At 69.0% G+C, this 19,561-nt stretch carries 15 protein-coding genes and 1 pseudogene; 5 read left to right on the top strand and 11 right to left on the bottom strand.

Annotated elements, in window-relative coordinates:
* The first annotated feature begins 133 nt into the window (after positions 1 to 133).
* Positions 134 to 1,510, top strand: coding sequence for a peptide ligase PGM1-related protein (locus tag DKM19_RS04520; RefSeq protein ID WP_239514077.1), 1,377 nt, complete (start codon positions 134 to 136; stop codon positions 1,508 to 1,510).
* On the opposite strand, the gene DKM19_RS04515 is transcribed toward DKM19_RS04520, so the two are convergent.
* Positions 1,469 to 1,687 (bottom strand): SCO4848 family membrane protein, encoded by a 219-nt coding sequence (locus tag DKM19_RS04515; RefSeq protein ID WP_089211508.1) that lies wholly within the window; start codon positions 1,685 to 1,687, stop codon positions 1,469 to 1,471. The genes DKM19_RS04520 and DKM19_RS04515 overlap by 42 nt on opposite strands.
* A gap of 93 nt (positions 1,688 to 1,780) precedes the next feature.
* Between DKM19_RS04515 and DKM19_RS04510 the strand changes: the two genes are divergently transcribed.
* The gene (locus tag DKM19_RS04510; protein ID WP_239514076.1) at positions 1,781 to 2,905 is read left to right on the top strand and encodes a D-alanyl-D-alanine carboxypeptidase family protein; all 1,125 of its coding nucleotides are present in this window, start codon (positions 1,781 to 1,783) and stop codon (positions 2,903 to 2,905) included.
* A gap of 95 nt (positions 2,906 to 3,000) precedes the next feature.
* On the opposite strand, the gene DKM19_RS04505 is transcribed toward DKM19_RS04510, so the two are convergent.
* From DKM19_RS04505 to DKM19_RS04495, 3 genes are all read right to left on the bottom strand, one after another.
* Entirely contained in the window at positions 3,001 to 3,933 is a 933-nt protein-coding gene (locus tag DKM19_RS04505) for a YihY/virulence factor BrkB family protein (RefSeq protein ID WP_110694608.1), read from the bottom strand.
* Positions 3,934 to 4,062: 129 nt separating this feature from the next.
* A complete protein-coding gene (trpS, locus tag DKM19_RS04500; RefSeq protein ID WP_110694607.1) occupies positions 4,063 to 5,073 on the bottom strand; it encodes a tryptophan--tRNA ligase in 1,011 nt (336 codons plus the stop codon).
* 110 nt (positions 5,074 to 5,183) lie between these two features.
* Entirely contained in the window at positions 5,184 to 6,509 is a 1,326-nt protein-coding gene (locus tag DKM19_RS04495) for a hemolysin family protein (RefSeq protein WP_110694606.1), read from the bottom strand.
* Positions 6,510 to 6,633: 124 nt separating this feature from the next.
* Between DKM19_RS04495 and galE the strand changes: the two genes are divergently transcribed.
* Complete coding sequence (gene galE, locus DKM19_RS04490) at positions 6,634 to 7,593, top strand: UDP-glucose 4-epimerase GalE (RefSeq protein WP_110694605.1); 960 nt, start codon at positions 6,634 to 6,636, stop codon at positions 7,591 to 7,593.
* Positions 7,594 to 8,171: 578 nt separating this feature from the next.
* On the opposite strand, the pseudogene DKM19_RS51505 reads toward galE, so the two are convergent.
* The 3 genes and pseudogenes from DKM19_RS51505 to DKM19_RS04480 form a co-directional block, all read right to left on the bottom strand.
* Positions 8,172 to 8,612, bottom strand: a pseudogene (locus tag DKM19_RS51505) (hypothetical protein); the annotation flags it as partial.
* A gap of 337 nt (positions 8,613 to 8,949) precedes the next feature.
* Positions 8,950 to 9,927, bottom strand: coding sequence for a malate dehydrogenase (locus DKM19_RS04485; protein WP_089211501.1), 978 nt, complete (start codon positions 9,925 to 9,927; stop codon positions 8,950 to 8,952).
* A gap of 41 nt (positions 9,928 to 9,968) precedes the next feature.
* Positions 9,969 to 11,408 carry an MDR family MFS transporter gene (locus DKM19_RS04480; RefSeq protein ID WP_239514075.1) on the bottom strand — a complete coding sequence of 480 codons (1,440 nt, stop codon included), beginning with the start codon at positions 11,406 to 11,408 and terminating at the stop codon, positions 9,969 to 9,971.
* A gap of 82 nt (positions 11,409 to 11,490) precedes the next feature.
* Here DKM19_RS04480 and DKM19_RS04475 point away from each other — a divergent pair, with 82 nt between their 5' ends.
* Positions 11,491 to 12,057 (top strand): PadR family transcriptional regulator, encoded by a 567-nt coding sequence (locus DKM19_RS04475; RefSeq protein WP_110694603.1) that lies wholly within the window; start codon positions 11,491 to 11,493, stop codon positions 12,055 to 12,057.
* A gap of 174 nt (positions 12,058 to 12,231) precedes the next feature.
* Here the strand turns inward: DKM19_RS04475 and DKM19_RS04470 are convergent, their stop codons facing one another.
* Positions 12,232 to 14,571, bottom strand: a complete 2,340-nt coding sequence (locus tag DKM19_RS04470; RefSeq protein WP_162641295.1) for a bifunctional serine/threonine-protein kinase/glutamate ABC transporter substrate-binding protein — start codon at positions 14,569 to 14,571, stop codon at positions 12,232 to 12,234.
* A 250-nt stretch (positions 14,572 to 14,821) separates the two neighbouring features.
* Between DKM19_RS04470 and DKM19_RS04465 the strand changes: the two genes are divergently transcribed.
* Positions 14,822 to 16,396, top strand: coding sequence for a hypothetical protein (locus DKM19_RS04465; RefSeq protein WP_110694601.1), 1,575 nt, complete (start codon positions 14,822 to 14,824; stop codon positions 16,394 to 16,396).
* 278 nt (positions 16,397 to 16,674) lie between these two features.
* Here the strand turns inward: DKM19_RS04465 and DKM19_RS04460 are convergent, their stop codons facing one another.
* The 3 genes from DKM19_RS04460 to DKM19_RS04450 form a co-directional block, all read right to left on the bottom strand.
* Positions 16,675 to 17,889, bottom strand: a complete 1,215-nt coding sequence (locus tag DKM19_RS04460) for an NADP-dependent isocitrate dehydrogenase (protein ID WP_110694600.1) — start codon at positions 17,887 to 17,889, stop codon at positions 16,675 to 16,677.
* Between the two features lie 105 nt (positions 17,890 to 17,994).
* On the bottom strand, positions 17,995 to 18,291 hold the full coding sequence (locus DKM19_RS04455) for a DUF3017 domain-containing protein (protein WP_162641294.1): 297 nt from the start codon (positions 18,289 to 18,291) through the stop codon (positions 17,995 to 17,997).
* 28 nt (positions 18,292 to 18,319) lie between these two features.
* Complete coding sequence (locus tag DKM19_RS04450; protein ID WP_110694598.1) at positions 18,320 to 19,441, bottom strand: citrate/2-methylcitrate synthase; 1,122 nt, start codon at positions 19,439 to 19,441, stop codon at positions 18,320 to 18,322.
* Between the last annotated feature and the right edge of the window lie 120 nt (positions 19,442 to 19,561).

The following is a 19,561-nucleotide window of genomic DNA, read 5'->3' as shown; positions in this document are numbered from 1 at the left end:
CCTGGCCGACCTGGCAATTTGCGTGACTTCAGGTGCCAGTCATACAACCTGGCGGAGTGATGTAAACAGGAAGAATGCATGTTTCACTCCGCATATGATCACTAATATCCCATTCGGGGAGAGGCAGTCGCGATTGAGCATCTTCGAACCGGACGAGGGGACCTTGGTGGTCATCCCCTCGCTGTCGCTTCCACAGGATGAGCTGCGCAGAATCACCGCCGTCCGCTCCTACGAGGAGCGGTTGCTGTTTCTCCTGCTCACCCTGAAACAGCCGGACATGGAAGTCGTCTACCTGTCATCGACGCCGGTGGACGGCGCGATCGTGGACTACTACCTGAACTTCCTCGACGATCCCGACGAGGGTCGCGCGCGTCTGCAAATGATCAGTTTGGATGACCCGCACACGCAACCGCTCAGCGAGTCGCTGCTGCGCCGTCCGGACGTCATCGCGCGGATCCGCACGGCACTCGACGGCGCGAAGGACGCCTGGATGGTGCCGTTCGTGGTCAGCGAGTACGAGGAGCGGATCGCCGACCTCCTCGCCCTGCCGATCTACGGTCCGGCCACCTCGCTGGCCCATCTGGGCTCCAAGAGCGGTGGACGCATGATCGGCGAGGAGGCCGGGGTGCCGGTGGTGAGGGGCTTCTCCGGCCTGCGGTCGCTGACCGAGGTGGAGCACGCGGCCCGCGCCATGGCCCCGTCGAACAAGCTGATGGTCAAGCTCAACAACAGCTATTCGGGGCTGGGCAACGCCATCGTGATCAAGGACGATCGGCCGCTCACCGCCTGTCACACGAGCTTCTCCGCGTCGGACGAGGACTGGACGACGTTCGCCGAGAAGATCGCCGAGCGCGGGGCGGTGATCGAGGAGTTCCTCGACGACCGGCCCCTGTACTCCCCGAGCGCACTGGCCAGGATCACCCCCGGCGGCTCCTACGACGTGGTCGCCACGCACGAGCAGGTCCTCGGCGGCCCCAACGGGGACGTCTACCAGGGCTGCACCTTCCCCGCCCGGCCGGAGTACCGCGCCGAGCTGGGCGAGTGCGCCGAGCGGATCGCCCGGGTCCTCGCGAGCCGGGGCGTGGTGGGCCTGTTCGGGGTGGACTTCTTCGCCATCAAGACCGACGCCGGCTACCGGGCCCTGCTGTGCGAGATCAACCTGCGCATCGGCGGAACCACCCACCCGTTCGGCGCCGCGCTGCTCGCCACCGGCGCGACCTACGATCCGGACTCCGGCACGCTCATGTGCGGGAAGCAGTCCAAGTACTACATGGCGACGGACAACTGCACGGCCCCCTGCCTGCGGGGTCGCACCCCCGGAGAGGTCGTCAAACTGATCCAGGACGAGGGCCTCGGCTTCGACGACGGCACCCGCACCGGGAACGTGCTGCACCTGCTCGGGGCGATCCCCGGTTTCGGGAAGCTCGGTTTCACCAGCATCGGCAACTCCGCCGAAGAGGCCGCCGAGCTACACCACAGGACCCTTCGGACGCTTTGCCAGTCCGCGTAGACCGATCACGCCCAGCACGACCGCGAGCACGAGGTTGACGGCGATCAGGATGCCGTGCACCACGTAGAAGGCCGTCGGATGGCCGTCTGCGAGGTTGAAGCCAAGGGTGATCCATTCAAAGATCATGAAAGCGGCAAGGCCGATCAGAAATCCGGCGATCTTTCGCGATATTTGCATGGTGTCAGTATTCCGTTGCGTGGCCGACCCCCGGTCAGGGCATGAGTCGCCGCATGCGAATCGGTACGAAGCTACCCTGAGGTCATTATGGGGATGAAACACGTCGCGCCCGTCGGGGTGCTGCTCGCGGCGACCACCTTTCTGGGCGCCCCCGCGCACGCCGGCTCCCTGGTCGCGCCCTCGGGCGCCAAGCCCGGGGGTGCCAAGAACGAGCCGGTCGGCGGCGCCAGGCTGGGTGGTCGGGGCGTCATCGCCCCCACGGGCGTGAAGGCGCCTCCCAAGACGACCGCGCAGTCCTACGTGGTCGCGGACGCCGAGACCGGCGAGGTGCTGGCCGCCAAGAACGCCCACGGGCGCTACCTTCCGGCGAGCACCCTCAAGGCGCTGACCGCCCTCACCCTCATCCCGAAGCTCGACAAGGATCGGAAGATCACACCGAGCAGGCGCGCGGTGAACGAGGAGGGCAGCGCGGTCGGCCTGGTCCCCAAGCCCCTCTACACGGTCGAGGACCTGTTCAAGGCACTGATGCTGGTGTCGGGCAACGACTGCGCGATGGCCCTGGCCGAGGCCAACGGCGGCCTGGCCACGACCCTGGCGGACATGAACGCCGAGGCCAAGCGCCTGCAGGCGTACGACACGGTGGCCAAGACGCCGAGCGGGCTGGACAAGCCCGGCCAGAGCAGCTCGGCCTACGACCTGACGCTGATCGCCCGAGCCGGCCTGGCGAATGCCGATTTTCGGCGATATATCAGCACAAAGACTGACAAGTTCCCAGCGCCCAAGGGCTACTACGAGATCGGCAACCACAACAGGCTGCTCTGGAGCTACAAGGGCATGATCGGCGTCAAGAACGGCTGGACGTCCAAGGCCCTGGGCAGCTTCGTCGGCGCGGCCAAGCGGAACGGTCACACGGTCATCGTGTCGATCATGCGGCACGACGGCTCCTTCTGGGCCGACGTCGCCAGCCTGCTCGACTGGGGCTTCGCCACCCGCGGCAAGGCGATCCCGGTCGGGCACCTGGTCGACCCGATCCCCGACCCGCCTCCCATGCCGACCGCCTCGCCCGCCACGCCCACGCCGGTCCCGATCGCGGTCTCCGACCCGGCGGGAACCAAGCGCGGCGAAGAGTCCGTTCCCCCGGGCCTCTACGTGCTCGGCGCGGGCCTGATCGGCGGCGCGATCTGGCTGGCGTACGGCCTGCGCCGGCGCTTCCGCTAGGCCGTCGCCTCCGACGGGAATCCGCCGCCCCGGCGTACGGCGCGGCGGTTCCCGGTGGAGACGGTCTCCGCCCGAGACGGCGCGTCAGGCGGGCGTCAAGCGGGCAGGGCGGTGGCGGGGACCGGGGTCGGGTCGGGCGGAGGACCGAAGGCGGCGGTCGCGGTCCAGGCGGCGACGTAGAGGATCATGCGGGCCGAGAGGTTGATCCAGATCAGCAGGCCGACCATCACGGCGAACGCCCCGTAGACGGGGTTGTGCAGGGTACCCGCCAGGATCAGCGCGGCGAGCTGCTTGAGCAGCGCGAAGCCGATCGCGCCCAGCAGGGCGCCGCGCAGCACCACGCGGAACGGCTGCGTCGAACGACCCACCCAGCTCAGGAGGATCAGGAAGACGACGACGTCGGCCAGCACTCCGGCCGCCAGGCCGATGAACCAGATCACGTCGGCGACGACCGCCGACCCCGACAGGCCCAGCCATCCGGCCACGACCCCGCTCGCCTGGGTGGCGAATCCACCGGCCGCCACCGACAGGACCATCGTGACGCCGAGCAGGATGAAGGCGGCCAGATCACGGAGCTTGCCCAGGAAGAAGTTGGGCGGCGCCTCCGTGGTCATGGAGATCTCGCGGAGCGCGCCGCGCAGGGCGTCCATCGCGCCGAGCCCGGTGTAGAGCAGGCCGATCAGGCCGATGACCCCGGCGCTGGTCCGTGAGCTTGCGATCTCATTGATCGGGAGCTTGGCGGCGAGACCCGGCAGATACTCGTTGATGGCCCGCTGCAACGTCATGACGGCGTTCGGCCGGATGGCCAGGAAGTAGCCGAAGACCGCGAAGGCCAGCGCGATGATCGGAAAGAACGACAGGAACGCGAAGTAGGTCACCGCCCCGGCGAGCCGGTCGCCGAACTGGAGCTGGTAGCGCCGCACCGTCCTGATCAGGTGATCGAACCACGGCCACCTGACCCGGGCCGTGCCGAGTCTGACCCTGCCCCACGCGCGGACCGTCTCGATCCGCTCCCACACGTCTGTCACCCGCGCCCCCTACCCGAGCACCACCACACCGATCACGAACGGCGGGGAAAAGCAGGGGGACGCGAGAGTTTTACAGCTCGGAAGGACTTTCGGGAGGACGGCACGCGGGCGAGAACCCACCGAACTCGCTCAGGGCGTCAGAGAGGGCAGGAAACCGACCCGGTCACGGACCTGGGCCATCGTGCTCGCGGCCACCGTACGGGCCCTTGCAGCGCCGACGGCGAGCATCCTGTCGAGGTCCGCCTCGTTCGCCAGCAGCTTCTCGGTGCGTTCGCGGATCGGCGTGAAGGTCTCCACGACGAGCTCGGCCACGTCCTTCTTGAAGGTGCCGTACCCCTGCCCGGCGTAGCGGGCCTCCAGCTCGGGAATCGGGGTGCCGCTCAGCGCGGACTGGATGCGCAGCAGGTTGGTGACGCCGGGCTTGTTCTCGTCGTCGGCGAGGATCTCGGAGCCGGCGTCGGTGACCGCGCGCATGACCTTCTTCCGGAGCGGCCCCGGCTGCTCCAGCAGGTCCAGGATGCCGGCGGCCGAGGAGGAGGACTTCGACATCTTCGCCGTGGGCTCCTGAAGATCGGTGATCTTCTCGACGCCCTTGACGATGTGCGGCTCGGGCAGCGTGAAGGTCTCACCGAAGCGGTGGTTGAAGCGCTGCGCGAGGTCGCGGGTGAGCTCCAGGTGCTGCTTCTGGTCGGCCCCGACCGGCACCCTGTTGGCCTGGTAGAGCAGGATGTCGGCGGCCTGCAGGATCGGGTAGGTGAACAGCCCGACGCCGGCCGAGCTCTCCCCCGACTTGGCCGACTTGTCCTTGAACTGGGTCATCCGGCCCGCCTCGCCCATGCCGGTGAGGCAGATCAGCACCCAGGCCAGCTCGGTGTGCTCGCGAACGTGGCTCTGGATGAAGACGGTCGACCGCTCCGGGTCGAGGCCCGCGGCGAAGAGCTGGGCCGCGGCGACCCTGGAGCGCCTGCGCAGCGCCTCCGGCTGGTAGTCCACCGTGATCGCGTGCAGGTCGACGACGCAGTAGAAAGCGTCGTAGCCCTCCTGCATGGCGACGTACTGCCGCACGGCACCGAGGTAGTTGCCCAGGTGGAAGGAGTCGGCGGTGGGCTGGATGCCGGACAAGACACGGGGACTGGCCATAGCATGCAATTCTGTCAGCTGCCGGGAGTCGTTGGTGCCTCCGCACTCAACTGCCGGGGGTCGCAGGAGTCTCCGGAGTCATCCGTCGGGAATCGCAGGAGTCTCCACCATCAGCCCTCAGGAGTCGCGGGAGTCTCCGGGGGCGTCTCCGGCCTGGAAGTGCTCCGCTTGATGCGGACCCGCGACACCCTGCGGCCGTCCATGTCCGTGACCGACAGCTCGAACCCCGAGATCTCCACCCGCTCCCCCATCGCCGGCAGGTGGCCGAGCGCCGACATGACGAACCCGCCGAGGGTCTCGTAGGGGCCGTCGGGCAGCCGGATCCCGGTCTCGGTCGCCACCTCGTCCAGGTTGGCCAGCCCGTCGAGCTCGACCTCCCCCGCGGGCAGCACGACCTGCTCGTCCTCCACGTCGTGCTCGTCGCGGATGTCGCCGATGAGCTCCTCGACCAGATCCTCCATGGTGACGATGCCCGCGGTGCCGCCGTACTCGTCGACCACGATCGCCAGGTGGTGGCCCTCGTCGCGCATCTCCGAGAGCGTGGCCAGCACCCGTTTGCTGGCGGGGACCAGTTTGACCGGGCGGATCGGCACCAGCTCGCTGATCGGCTCGATCGACCCGGTCAGCACCGGGTCCAGCAGGTCCCGGATGTGGACGAATCCCACGATGTCATCGTAGGAATCCCGGTAGATGGGGAAACGGGAGTGCGGCATGGCCGCGGCCATGATCGCGGCCTCGGCCAGCCGGGTGTCGGCGGACATGAACTCCACCTCGGTGCGCGGCAGCATCACCTCGCGGAGCTGCCGCTTGCCCGCCGCGAAGACCTCCGCGATCAGATGGCGCTCGTCCACGGTGAGCTCCTGGTGGCCGACCACCATGTCGCGCAGCTCCTCGGTGGAGATCTCCTCCCGATCCGTGTCGGGGTTGCCGCCGAGCAGCCTGACCACGCCGTCGCTGGACTTCGACAGCGCCCAGATGAGCGGCCGTGACAGTACGGCCAGCCGGTCCAGGAACGGCGCGACCAGCAGGGAGAGCCCCTCGGCCCGCTGCCGGGCGAGCCGCTTGGGCGCGAGTTCGCCCAGCACCAGCGAGAAGTAGGAGATGACCAGCGTCACGAGCACCAGCGCGATCGTGGCCGCGGCGGCCGAGGGCACCCCCCAGCCGACCACGACCGGGAGCAGGTCCCTGGCGAGGGTGTCGGCGCCGAAGGCGGCCGACATCATGGTCGCCACGGTGACGCCGATCTGCACGGCCGCAAGGAAGCGGTTGGGGTCGCGGGCGAGCTTGGCCGCCCTCGCGCCCCTGCGCCCGCGAGTGCTGAGCCGCCGTACCTGGCTCTCCCTGAGAGAGACCATGGCCATCTCGGCGGCGGCGAAGAATCCCCCGATCAGCACAAAGAGCAGGACCAGGGCAATATTCGCCACGACGCTGTTCACGAGATCGTCTCCGTCATGGCCGTCGCTCGTTTCGCGGCGGTGGCCGATATTTGATGTGCCAGCATATGCTGGCGGTAGCCATACAAAAGTAAACAAGTCCAAACAACATCAAACAGGAGGCTCCGTGAAGCTGCTGGTCACCGGAGGTGCCGGATACATAGGCAGCGTCGTGGCGGCGCAACTCGTCGAGGCCGGTCATCAGGTCACCGTGCTGGACGATCTCTCCACGGGCCATGCCGACGCGGTGCCGCCGGGCGCCCGCTTCGTCGAGGGATCGATCACCGATGCCCTCGGCGTACTGCCCGGAATGGACGGCGTGCTGCACTTCGCGGCGAAATCCCTGGTCGGCGAGTCGGTGGAGAAACCCGGCCTCTACTGGGCGCACAACCTCGGCGGCACCCTGGCCCTGCTCGACGCCATGCGGACCGCCGAGGTCGGGCGGATCGTCTTCTCCTCCACCGCCGCCACGTACGGCGAGCCGGAGCGCTCCCCGGTCCTGGAGACCGACCCGACCCGGCCGACCAATCCCTACGGCGCGTCCAAGCTCGCGGTCGACACCGCGCTGACCACGTTCGCCGGACTGTACGGCCTGGCCGCGGTGAGCCTGCGCTACTTCAACGTGGGGGGCGCGTACACCGCGAAGGACGGACAGGTCTACCGCGAGCGTCACGCGGTGGAGACCCACCTGATCCCCAACGTCCTCGCCGTCGCGCTCGGCGGGCGCGACTCGCTCAGCGTCTTCGGCACCGACTACCCCACCCCCGACGGCACGTGCGTGCGCGACTACATCCACGTGGCCGACCTGGCCAGGGCTCACCTGCTGGCGATGGAGGCCTGCTCACCGGGCGAACACAAGATCTACAACCTGGGAAACGGCACCGGCTTCTCGGTTCAGGAGGTCCTGTCGGTCTGCCGCGAGGTGACCGGGCACGAGATTCCGGCGGTCGTGCGGGAGCGTCGCGCCGGAGACCCGGCGGTGCTGGTGGCCTCGTCCGAGAAGATCCAGAGCGAGCTCGGGTGGAAGCCGGAGCACCCGTCCGTCCGGGAGGTCGTCGCCGACGCCTGGAGCGTTCTGCCTCGCTGACCGCGCCTCGCGTCAAGCCGCCCGCCGCCCACGTCGTCATTCACCGGCCGGGTCACGCGTGAGGGCGGGCGTCTGGTCCGTGCGGCCGGAGCCGGGTCCGTCCCGGATTGACGCCGGCCCTGTCGCGTGGGACACGGCCGTGCGGCCGGAGCCGGGTCCGTCTCGGTTCGATGCCGGACGTTTCCCGTGGGACACGGCTGTGCGGCCGGAACCAGGTTGACGCTGGCCATGTTGTTGGCGGGGCGGCGGTCGCCCAGGCGGGTGGAGAAGACGGTCGCCTGGGCCTGCGGGCCGGTCCCGCGTGCGTGGAAGGCGAGCCGGAGGCTCACCCGCCCGCCCGAGCCGACCGCGGGCAGCTCGCAGCCGACGGAGCCGGGGTACGGGTTGCACCGTGCCCCGTGCGCCGTCAGGAAACGTGCCTTCCCCGTGTCGAAGAAGACCGTGGCGTCGCGGACGATCTGGGGCCCGCGGTTGCGGACCACGGCGCCCACCGTGACCAGCCGGTCGTGAAGCACCTTGCGCGACAGTTTGACCGCCAGGTCCGTGCCCTCGTCCACCGAGGTCAGCGTCTGGGCGGAGTCGTTCGCCGCGTTCTCGTCCACGACCTCGGAGGAGAGCGTCGCGATCGCCGTGAGCGGGCCGCGCGCGGCCGGGCGGACCATGCCGCTGATCGTCACCCCACCGGTGCCCCCGGCGATGACGTCCTGCCGTGAGGCGCAGACCACCTCGCCGGCCGTGCTGCCGGGCAGGCACTCGGCGACGTCGACGCCGAGGATCTGCACCTCCGCGGGCAACCGGACGACGAGCACGGGCAGCACGGCGTCTTCGGGCCCCGCGTTGCTCACGTCGGCCCGGTAGGTCAGCGGCTTACCCGGTTGTGCGAGCTTCGGCGAGACCGCCAGCCGTACCGACAGGTCGGCCCCGCTCCTGTTCGTCTCCCCGGGCCTCGCCGGTGCCGCCCCCGGCACTCCCGCGAGGACAAGACTGATCACACCGGCGACGATCCGTACTCGCACCATGATCCCTGAACACCGGCCCCCTCGACCATCAGTGATCATTTAACGCCGAGTCGTCCTCCCGCGCGATGATCGACACGCCGCCAGTTCGTTCCGCCGGCCGCGCGTCCCCGGTGGCGGCGGGCCGTCGGACGGCCGCGCCGCGACGTTTCGCACCCGCCCCGTGGACGCGGAAAACGCCCCCGTGGACGTGAAAGGAGCCCCCCGTGGATACGGAAGGGGCCCCGTGGACGCGGAAGGGCCCCGGCTCTCGCGGACCGTGAACCCCGCGACCCCCGAACAGATCGGGTGTCGCGACGGTTCCCGGAACCCGCGTCCGCCGGGGCCCCTTCTCAGCGGCTCAGATGAGGCCGAGCTCGCGGACGGCGGCGCGCTCCTCCTCGAGCTCACGCGCCGAGGCGTCGATGCGCTCACGGGAGAAGGCGTTGATCTCCAGGCCCTGGATGATCTCCCACTTGCCGTTGCGCGAGGCGACGGGGAAGGAGGAGATGATGCCCTCGGGCACGCCGTACGAACCGTCGGACGGAATCGCGGCGGAGGTCCACTCGGTGCCGTTGACCCAGTCGAAGACGTGGTCGATCGCGGCGTTGGCGGCGGAGGCGGCCGAGGACGCGCCCCGGGCCTCGATGATCGCGGCACCCCGCTTGGCGACGGTGGGGATGAAGGTGTCGCGCAGCCAGGCCTCGTCCACCAGCTCGGCGGCGATCTTGCCGCCGACCTCGGCGTGGAACAGGTCGGGGTACTGGGTGGCGGAGTGGTTGCCCCAGATGGTCATCTTCTTGATCTCGGTGACCGGGACCTGGAGCTTGGCGGCGAGCTGGGACAGCGCGCGGTTGTGGTCCAGGCGGGTCATCGCGGTGAAGCGCTCGGCCGGGACGTCCGGGGCGTGCTGCTGGGCGATGAGCGAGTTGGTGTTCGCCGGGTTGCCCACGACCAGCACGCGGATGTCATCGGCGGCGTGGTCGTTGATGGCCTTGCCCTGGGGGCCGAAGATGCCGCCGTTGGCCTGGAGCAGGTCGCCGCGCTCCATGCCCGCCGTACGGGGGCGGGCGCCGACCAGCAGGGCGACGTTGGTGCCGTCGAACGCGACGTTCGGGTCGGCGGTGACCTCGATGCCGCTCAGCAGCGGGAACGCGCAGTCGTCGAGCTCCATCGCGGTGCCCTCGGCAGCCTTGACCGCCTGCGGGATCTCCAGCAGGCTCAGCTTGACCGGGACGTCGGCGCCCAGCAACTGGCCCGAGGCGATACGGAACAGCAGCGCGTAGCCGATCTGGCCGGCGGCGCCGGTGACGGTGACCTTTACGGGACTCTGGGCCATGACCTTCCCCCACTCGAAGGATGAATTGTGACGCTCGGATGTTACCCGTCCACGCCGGACCGTCGTCCGGCGAGTGCCCCGATGCGCCCTCCGGGCAGCAGGGTCAGCGCGGCGAGCGCGATGAGCGCCCCGCCGACGGCGAGCCAGGGGACGACGGTCGCGGTGGCGGCGGCGTGGGCGGCGCTCAACCCGTGGACGGGCGCCTCCTCCCTGATCACCGAGGCGTAGACCGTTCCGGCGATGGCCAGCGCGACCGAGCCGCCGACCTGCCGGAAGAAGGTCAGGTTCGCGCTGGCGGTGCCGATGAACCGGGGCGGGACCGAGTATTGGATCGCCACGGTCAGGCCGGACAGCATCGGCCCCATGCCGAGGCCGATGAGCGCCATCCACCCCGCCAGGACCAGGGTCGGGGTCTCCGCCGTGAGCCCGGCGCAGAGCAGCGCCCCGACCGCGATGAGGAACGGTCCCGCGACCAGCCACGGCTTGTAGCGCTGGGTCCTGGAGATGAGGGCGCCGGCGATCATGCTGCCGACCACCATCCCGAGCATGAGCGGGTAGATGCGCAGGCCCGACTCGGTGGCGGTGAGCCCCATCGCCTCCTGGAAGTAGCGCGGCAGGAACACCACCCCGGCGTAGAGGCAGAACGCGGTGAAGAACGACGCCACGTTGGCCAGCGTGTAGGTCCGGTTGCGGAACAGCTCCAGCGGGATGATCGGCTGCTCGGCCCTCCGCTCGACCAGGACGAACGCCGCCAGGAGCACGGCGGAGGCCGCGATGGGCCAGAGCACCGGCCCGCTGGTCCAGGAGTGGTCGTCCAGACCCTTCTCGGTCAGGCCGACGAGCAGCGCGCCGATGCCCGCGGAGAACACGGCCATGCCCAGGTAGTCGGGGCGGACGCCGCGCCCCTGCCCGGCCACGTGCGGCAGCCGCGCGACGATGATCGCGATGAGGACCAGCCCGATGGGCAGGTTGACCAGGAAGGCCCAGCGCCAGCTGGCCTGGTCGGTGAAGACGCCGCCGAGGAACGGCCCGGCGATGTAGCTCAGCGCCATCACCCCGCCGAGCGCGCCCTGCACCCGGCCGCTCCTGTCCGGCGGGAACAGGTCGGCCACCATCGCCAGGGAGAGCGGCAGCAGCGCTCCCGCGCCCAGCCCCTGCAGCGCGCGGAAGCCGATCAGCTGGCCCATGTCCTGGGCGATGCCGCACAGGAGCGAGCCGAGCAGGAACACCACGACGCCGATCAGCAGCAGCGGCTTGCGGCCGTAGGTGTCGGACAGCCTGCCGTACAGGGGAACCGTGATGGTGGAGGTCAGCAGGTAGGCCGTCACGACCCAGACGTAGAGGTCCGCGCCGCCGAGCTCCTGGGTGATCCGGGGCAGGGCCGTGCCGACGATCGTCTGGTCGAGCATCGAGAGAAACATTCCGCCGAGGACGGCGAGCAGGAGGAGCCCGTTACCGGAGCCGCCGGAACGGGATTTCACAGGGGGAATCGATACGTCAGTAGACACATGTTGATACTGACGTGTCAGTATTGACATGTCAAACCTTAAGTATGATGGAGGCATGTCCCTCCGGATCGCGCTCCTCGGCCTGCTGACCGTCTCCGGCCCCGCCAGTGGCTACGACCTCACAAAACTCTTCGAAAGCTCGATCAACCACGCCTGGCAGGCCCGGCACAGCCAGATCTATCCGGAGCTGAACAAGATGACGACGGAAGGTCTGGTGACGGTCGAGGAGGAGGGTCCCCGGGGCAGGAAGACCTACTCGATCACCGACGTGGGCGGCCGGGAGCTGCGGCAGTGGCTGCTGGAGAGGGAGCCGTCCCGGTCGCACCGCAGTGAGGAGCTGCTCCGCGCCTTCCTGCTGCCCACCCTGGAGCCGCACGAGGCCCTGGCACTGCTCCGCAGGGAGGTCGAGGTCTACGAGGCCAAGCTGGCCGACCTGGAGGCGATCTGGAAGCGCAAGGGCGATGGCAATGTCGGCTTCGGGAAGTACGCCCTGGACCTGGGCATCCGGCAGGTCAAGACGGTGCGCGACTGGGCCGCGGACATGACGGCGGAGATCGAAAACTCGGGCGGTTCTCCGCGCCCGGACGCGGAGAACCTGGACGAGGAAGGACCGCGGCCCTAGCCGAGGCGGGAAAGAACGCGGCTCCGGGCGCGGAAAAAACGCGACCTTGGCCACGGCGGGCGCGACCTTGGCCAAGGCGGAGAGGGAACGCGGCTCCGGCCCGGACGAGCCAGAGGCATCGAGGCGGCCCAGGTGACGGAGTGCGACGCCAGGCGCAGGCGGCGGGACGCGGCTCTAGGCGCAGGCGGCCATGGTGGGGAGGCCGTCCTCGCGGGTGGCGAACTCGACCTTGGAGAAATGCTCGTTGAGCAGTTTCTCGATCGTGCCGTCCTTGTAGAGGGCGACGATCGCCCCCTGCACGGCCTTGCAGGTGCGCTCGTCGCCCTTCTTGAGGGCCACCGCGTAGCGTTCGTCGGTGAGCTTCAGGCCGAGCACCTTGTAGCGAACGGTCTCCCTGTCGGCGTAACCGGCCAGCAGCAGGTCGTCCCCGGGAACCGCGTCGACCTCGCCGTTCAGCAGCTTGGTCATGCAGTCGGCGTAGGTCTGGACGGGGACCAGGGTGAGACGGTCCACCGCGCCCTGCAGGACGGCCACCGAGGGGCTGAAGGCCGGTTGGCACATGCGGCCGCCCTCCAGGTCCTTCACAGTGGCGATCGGCGAGCCGTCCTTGACGAGGACGTCGACGTGGGCGAGATAGTACGGTCCGGCGAAGGTGACGTCGTCCTTGTCGTTGATCGGATACGTCGCGAGGACCAGGTCGAGGTCACCGCTCGACAGCAGCTTCGGCCGCTCCTCCCTGCTGGTCGCCCGGAAGGTCACGCCGTCCCGGGGCACCCCCAGCGCCTGGGCGACCTCGAGGGCGAGGTCGACCTCGAACCCCTTCCAGCCGTCGCTGTTCTTCAGCGCGATGCCGGGCAGGAAGTCACGCACGCCGATGGTGAGCCTGCCGGTCTTGGCCGCCTTGTCCACCACGGAGGTGAACGCCCCGGTGCCGGGCTCCCCCGTGGGCTGGGCCTCGGCGCCGAACGGCGGCCACCCGGCCATGGCGGCGACGGCGGCGACGCCCCCGATCAGCAGGACGGCCACCGCCGCGGCCGCGGCGATCCAGCGGCCCTTGCGTGAGCGCCTGGACGGGTCCGGGCCCGGGCCCGGACCCCCGACCCGGGTCGCGTCGAGCGACTGCCAGCTCGGGGGAGGAACGTCCGTCGGGCGCTCGCCGTACCCGGGAGCCGAGGGACGCTCACCGTAGCCCGGCGACGACGGACGCTCGCCGTACCCGGCGGACGACGAACGGCCCGGGGATGAGGGACGCTCGCCGTACCCCGGAAACGGGAGCGGCTGCTCCCCGGGGGACGACGGACGCTCGATGTATCCGGAAGGCGAGTGGAGCGTGGGTGACGGACGCTCGTCGTACCCCGGAGACGGAGGCCGCCGCTCCCCGTGTCCGGGAGAGGACGGGCGCTCGCCGTACCCGGGAGAGGACGGACGCTCGCCGTACCCGGGAGAGGACGGACGCTCGCCGTGGGGCGGCTCCCGGCGGTCGTCCTGGACGGGTGCCTCGTAGCCGGGGTGCCGCGCCTGGAATCCCGTGACCGGGAGTGCCGAATCGCCAGGGACGGAAGGGACGGAGCCGCCCGGTCTGGTCCCCGGGATGGGGATGCCCGATCTGATGCTCGGGATCCGCATCGGGCTGGTGGCGTCGTCCTGGTCCGGGCCGGCGACCTGCGCGCCCTGGTTGAGGATCATGGGTGACGCGTTCACGGTCTCGGGGTGGCCGAGCATCCGGAGCAGGATCTGGTCGGCCGAGGGCCGGACGGCGGGCGACTTGGACAGCGCGGAGCGGACCACGCTCCGCAGTGGCTCCGGCATGACGCCGAGGTCCACCTCGTGGTTGAGGATGCGGTTCAGCACCACCGCGATCGAGGCGCCCGCGAAGGCCGTCTCGCCGGTCGCGGCGAACACGATGGTCGCGCCCCAGGCGAACACGTCGGTGTACGGGCCGACGTCGGAACCGGAGATCTGCTCGGGCGCCATGTAGGCCGGGGTGCCGATGGCCCGGCTGGTGATCGTGCCGGTGGAGTCGATGATGCGGGCGATGCCGAAGTCGACCACGCGAGGGCCGTCGGCGGCGATGAGCACGTTGTCCGGCTTGAAGTCGCGGTGCACGATCGAGGCGTGGTGGATCGCGGTGAGCGCGGTGGCCGTGCCGATCGCCAGCCGCTGCAGCGCGTTGCCCTTGATCGGGCCATCGTCCTCCACGACCTGGCGCAGCGACCTGCCGTCGATGTATTCGCTGGCGATGTAGGGGGTGTCGCCTTCGAGGTCGACGTCCATCACGCCCGCCGTACAGAACGATGCGACCCGCTGCGCCGCCCTCGCCTCCCTGGCGAACCGTGATCTGGCGATCGCGTCGCCGGAGAACTTCACGTGCAGCAATTTGATCGCCGCACGCTCTCCCGACGCGTTCATCCCCAGGTAGACGACCCCTTGGCCACCCTCGCCGATCCGCCCGACGACGCGGAACGGCCCCACCTGGCGCGGCTCCCCCGCTTCCAGCGGTGCGATATCCGGCATCATCGTCCCCAGGATCTCGTAATGTCCGACAAGCCAAACTTTACGGTGCCACAGCTTGCCCACTCACCGTGTTATCCCGACGTGACCCCACATTTCCCATAGTCCGCGCCCCATCGCCCAGCCCTCCTGTTACGAAGCACACAGACACGCTCACCTACCTAATTTCCGACAATCACCCCAATCTGGCGCTCCAGCCGCTTAGATCGCTACCGTTGACCGTCCCCTCAGGCAAGCCGGAGCAAAAACCCTCATGCGCCGATATATCGGTTATCGCGAGTTCGTCCAGCGCGATCAGCGTTCCCTCGTCGGCCTCGCCCTCCTCCTCACCGGCAGCCACGAGCAGGCCATCCGTCTCGCCCTGCGTGCCTTCCACACCGTCGGCCTCAACTGGCCCCCGCCGCTGTGGGAGAACCCCACCACGCACGCCCAGATCGCGCTCTACCGCCGTTTCCTGCAGCGGCCGAGCTCCGCGGGCAGCACTGCCCTGGTACGGCTCCCGCCCCGGCAACGGGTCCTCGTCGTCGCCTGCCTCCACGACGGCAGATCCCGCGGTGAGATGGCCACCCTGCTCAGCCTGCCCCTGGCGACCGTGGAAGCGGAGATCACCGAGGCGGTGTCCACGCTCACCAAGGGCAACGAGGGCCGTCTGGTCGCGAGGCTGGCCACGGCCGCGGGCGAGGCCTCGGTCCCCGACCTCACCGCCCGGGCCATGCGCACGCTCAGGCGTCGCCGCAACCGGGGAGCCCTCCTCACCACGGCCGCCGCCCTCATCCCGATCAGCCTCATCGCGGGGTTCATCCTGTTCCAGTCGGGGGAGGTGTGGTGGAACTCGGCTCTGGGCGAGCAGAACCACCCGCTCTCGACGAGGGACCCGGAGATCATGCAGGTGATCCCCGCCCCGACGGAGGCCGCCGGCCCCCAGCCGTGGCGGGCCCCGAAAACCTCCGCTGTGATCCGCTACGCGGTCCCCGGGCGATGCCCCGGCGAGGTCCTCCCGGCAGCCGACGACTCGGCCACGGCGTCGGCCGTGGAGATCACCTGTGCGGGCTGGACGCTGAACCTGATCTCCAGCGGAGACACGGACGACTCCTCACCCGACGCGAAGGCGTGCGAGGGCCAGGACCGCTGCGAGTCGACCGTGAACGTTCCCGACGCCGCGCAGCAGCTCGCGAACGGCGCCGCCGGGGACGACCCGCAGCTGGATCCCACCATCAGCCTCGACGGCCGCCGCATCGCCTACCTCAGCGCGGCGGAGCGCCGGTATGTCGCCTACGACCTGCGAAGCGGCATGAAGCGATACCTGTCGCCGGTGCTCGTCCCCGCCGACACGGAGAACGGCACGCTGGTGAGCGTCTCCGCGGACGGCCGCCACTTCACCGTCACGCTCGGCAAGCGGCAGCTGAGGACCGACTTCCTGACAGGAGCCCTGACTCCGTTGCCCGCCCAGCAGGTGTCGGCGGCGGAGAAGACCTCAGACTGGCTCCGCCGGCAGTATCCCGTCTGGAAGGACGCGCCCAGCGGCAGGTTCTCCGCCGCGGTCGGGACCGAGAAGGTCTCACCCGGAAAGCCCCAGAGCCTCCACATCATCAACACCGCGTCGCGAAAGGTCATCAAGCGCCTCCCGCTCCCCTCCCCGGGCGAGCCCGCCAGGGCCGAGGTCGTGAGCTGGCTGAACAACCGCGAGGTGGTCGTCAAGATGCTGGACAAGACCGGCAGCGACCTTCTCGGCTTCTTCCGGGTGGACGCGATCACCGGGCAGACGCACCGCGTGGCCGGCCTTCCCGACAACGACCCGATCGTGCTCGGCGCCGGAACGGCCCTGTGACCCGACCGCGGCAGGCCGGGGCCTCGCGGCGGGGTCGCGACACGGCCCCGGCCCGGCAGACCCACATCACGGGATCGCGACACGGCCGCGGCACCGTCACTGCGCGGCCGGGCATGACGCGGCGGCGGAGCGGTCTGGAAGCCCAGAGCCGCGGTTGACACAACCCCTTGACAACGTCGGCCGTCCACACGTTGTCCAGGCGGACCGTCCGTACGCGGGGAAACGAAAAAGGGCCGCCCATCGGGCGGCCCTTTCACAGGCTTCTCACCGGCGGTGAGTCAGGCCATCTTCTTCTTCAGGTTCTCGTCCAGGGCCGACAGGAAGTCCTGGGTGGTCAGCCACTTGGCGTCGCTGCCGACGAGGAGCGCGAGGTCCTTGGTCATCTGACCGCTCTCGACGGTCTCGATGCAGACCTGCTCCAGCTTCTCGGCGAAGTCGACCACCGCGGGGGTGTTGTCGAGCTTGCCCCGGTGCTGGAGGCCACGGGTCCACGCGAAGATCGAGGCGATCGGGTTCGTGGAGGTGGGGTTGCCCTTCTGGTGCTCGCGGTAGTGGCGGGTCACCGTACCGTGGGCGGCCTCGGCCTCGACGGTCTGGCCGTCGGGGGTGAGCAGGACCGAGGTCATCAGGCCGAGCGAGCCGAAGCCCTGGGCGACCGTGTCGGACTGGACGTCGCCGTCGTAGTTCTTGGCGGCCCAGACGTATCCGCCCTCCCACTTGAGCGCCGCGGCGACCATGTCGTCGATCAGACGGTGCTCGTAGGTGATGCCGGCGGCCTCGAAGTCGGCCTTGAACTCGGTCTCGAAGATCTCGGCGAAGATGTCCTTGAAACGGCCGTCGTAGGCCTTCAGGATCGTGTTCTTCGTGGAGAGGTAGACCGGGTAGCCGCGGGACAGGCCGTACCGCATGGAGGCGCGGGCGAAGTCGCGGATGGACTCGTCCAGGTTGTACATCGCCATCGCGATGCCGGGGCCGGGGAAGTCGTAGACGTCCAGCTGGACCGGCTCCGAGCCGTCCTTGGGGGTGTAGGTGAGGGTCAGCGTGCCCTCGCCCGGAACCACCAGGTCGGTGGCGCGATACTGGTCGCCGAAGGCGTGACGGCCGATGATGATCGGCTTGGTCCAGCCGGGGACGAGCCTCGGCACGTTCGACATGATGATCGGCTCACGGAAGATGACGCCGCCGAGGATGTTGCGGATGGTCCCGTTCGGGGACTTCCACATCTTCTTGAGGCCGAACTCCTCGACCCGCGCCTCATCCGGGGTGATCGTGGCGCACTTGACGCCAACGCCGTACTGCTTGATCGCATTGGCGGCGTCGATCGTCACCTGGTCGTCGGTGGCGTCGCGGTGCTCGATCCCGAGGTCGTAGTACTTCAGGTCGATGTCCAGGTAGGGAAGGATCAGCTGGTCCTTGATGAACTGCCAGATGATCCGGGTCATCTCGTCGCCGTCAAGCTCGACGACGGGGCCCTCTACCTTGATCTTGGGCATGCGTGTAATTCCCCTTCTGAACTAACAACCGGCCAGACGTCCTTTTTGAGGCTCACTGGCCGTTGAGGTTATCGGACGGGCAAGATTGCCTCGCAATCCGCCCTTTCATCCGATCGATCGCGGCATAAGCCATGGATATTGAAGGAGGATCGCGCCCACCATCAGCGCGATCCCGAGGAGCGCGAGCGTGGCGACATCGGTCGGCCTGCGGCGTACGGCGAGCCGCCCGCCTCCGGTCAGCCGTGCCAGCGCTCCCAGCGTTATGACCGCGCCGAGGGAGAATCCGCCCCACTCAGGCTCGTCGGCCACCACGGCGAAGACCACGGCGAGGACCGCACCCACCACTACCAGTGGGTACGGCCCCCAGCGGGCTTCGGTTGCTCTCGCCGCTTGTACGTTCACCGGCTCATCTTCCGCTCTCGCACCCGGCTCATCGCTCGGCAATCGGCTTCCACTTCTGGTCCCGCTCGCCGATGTACTCGCTGTCCGGACGGATGAGACGGTTGTCGGCGTGTTGCTCGATCACGTGTGCTGTCCATCCTGACATGCGACTGACCGAAAAGACCGGAGTGAACAGGTCGGTCGGAATGCCGAGATAGTGGTAGACCGTCGCGGCATAGAAGTCCACGTTCGGATAGAGGCCCTTCGTCTCGAAGACGACCTCCTCCATCTCCTTGGACATCCGATAATACTTGTCGTCTCCGGAGGCCTCGGCGAGTTCCTGCGACATCTTGCGCAGGTGCGTGGCACGCGGGTCCTCGGTCTTGTAGACCCGGTGCCCGAAGCCCATGATCTTCTCGCCGGCGGCGAGCCGGTCACGCACGGACTGGGCGACGGCGCTCGGGTCGAGCGACTCCAGGGTGCGCATGACCTGCTCGTTCGCGCCGCCGTGGAGCGGGCCCTTGAGGGTGCCGATGGCCGCCACGATGGCCGAGTGCATGTCGGACAGGGTCGCGGCGCAGACCCGGGCGGCGAACGTGGAGGCGTTCATCGTGTGGTCGGCGTGGAGAACCAGGCAGGCGTCGAAGATCCCGACCTCGTGCTCACCGGGGGTACGGCCGGTGATCTGGAGGAGGAAGTTCGCCGCGATGCTCAGTTCGGGGTCGGGGTCGGCGATCGTGGTGCCGGTCCTGGCCGCGTGGTAGCGGGCGACGAGGATCGGCTGCTGCGCGGTCAGCCGGGCGGCCTTGCGCAGGTTGGCTTCGGGACTGTTGGAATCCTTGTCCGGATCGTCGCCGGCGGCCAACGAGACCAGCGTGCGCAGCGCCTCCATGGGCGCCTGCTTCTCCGCGATCTCGGGGATGTTGGCCTCGGCGAGCGTGCCGAGTTTGCGGCCCCGGACGAGCTCCGTCCCATAGGCGGCCAGTTGCTCCCCCGTGGGGAGACTGCCGCACTGCAGCAGGTGTGCGGTCTCTTCGAAGGTGGTGCGTCCGGCCAGATCGTGGATGTCGTAACCACGATAGAAGAGGCGACCGGCCTGGCCGTCGATGTCACTGAGCGCTGTGGACGCGGCTACGACATCGGCGAGACCTTTTTTGGGTTTGTCCGCCATGAGTGTTTCCTCCGCTTATCTGTGTCCGAAGTCTACCTGTGAGCAGGGGAAACCTTTCCGAGAGGTCCAGACCAATTTCACGAAGGATTCTCCTTCTGGCAAAGGCGATTCCCCATCACC

The organism is Streptosporangium sp. 'caverna' (assembly GCF_003203775.1).
Classification (GTDB): Bacteria; Actinomycetota; Actinomycetes; order Streptosporangiales; family Streptosporangiaceae; genus Streptosporangium; species Streptosporangium subroseum.
Note: the sequence above shows the minus strand (reverse complement) of the source record. Positions and strands in the feature narration are given on the sequence as shown.

Bases quoted from the DNA above. Each gene is read 5' to 3' on its own strand.
- DKM19_RS04515 (WP_089211508.1), bottom strand. From the start codon at position 1,687: ATGCAAATATCGCGAAAGATCGCCGGATTTCTGATCGGCCTTGCCGCT.
- DKM19_RS04510 (WP_239514076.1), top strand. From the start codon at position 1,781: ATGAAACACGTCGCGCCCGTCGGGGTGCTGCTCGCGGCGACCACCTTT.
- trpS (WP_110694607.1), bottom strand. From the start codon at position 5,073: ATGGCCAGTCCCCGTGTCTTGTCCGGCATCCAGCCCACCGCCGACTCC.
- DKM19_RS04485 (WP_089211501.1), bottom strand. From the start codon at position 9,927: ATGGCCCAGAGTCCCGTAAAGGTCACCGTCACCGGCGCCGCCGGCCAG.
- DKM19_RS04475 (WP_110694603.1), top strand. From the start codon at position 11,491: ATGTCCCTCCGGATCGCGCTCCTCGGCCTGCTGACCGTCTCCGGCCCC.
- DKM19_RS04470 (WP_162641295.1), bottom strand. From the start codon at position 14,571: ATGCCGGATATCGCACCGCTGGAAGCGGGGGAGCCGCGCCAGGTGGGG.
- DKM19_RS04465 (WP_110694601.1), top strand. From the start codon at position 14,822: ATGCGCCGATATATCGGTTATCGCGAGTTCGTCCAGCGCGATCAGCGT.
- DKM19_RS04460 (WP_110694600.1), bottom strand. From the start codon at position 17,889: ATGCCCAAGATCAAGGTAGAGGGCCCCGTCGTCGAGCTTGACGGCGAC.
- DKM19_RS04450 (WP_110694598.1), bottom strand. From the start codon at position 19,441: ATGGCGGACAAACCCAAAAAAGGTCTCGCCGATGTCGTAGCCGCGTCC.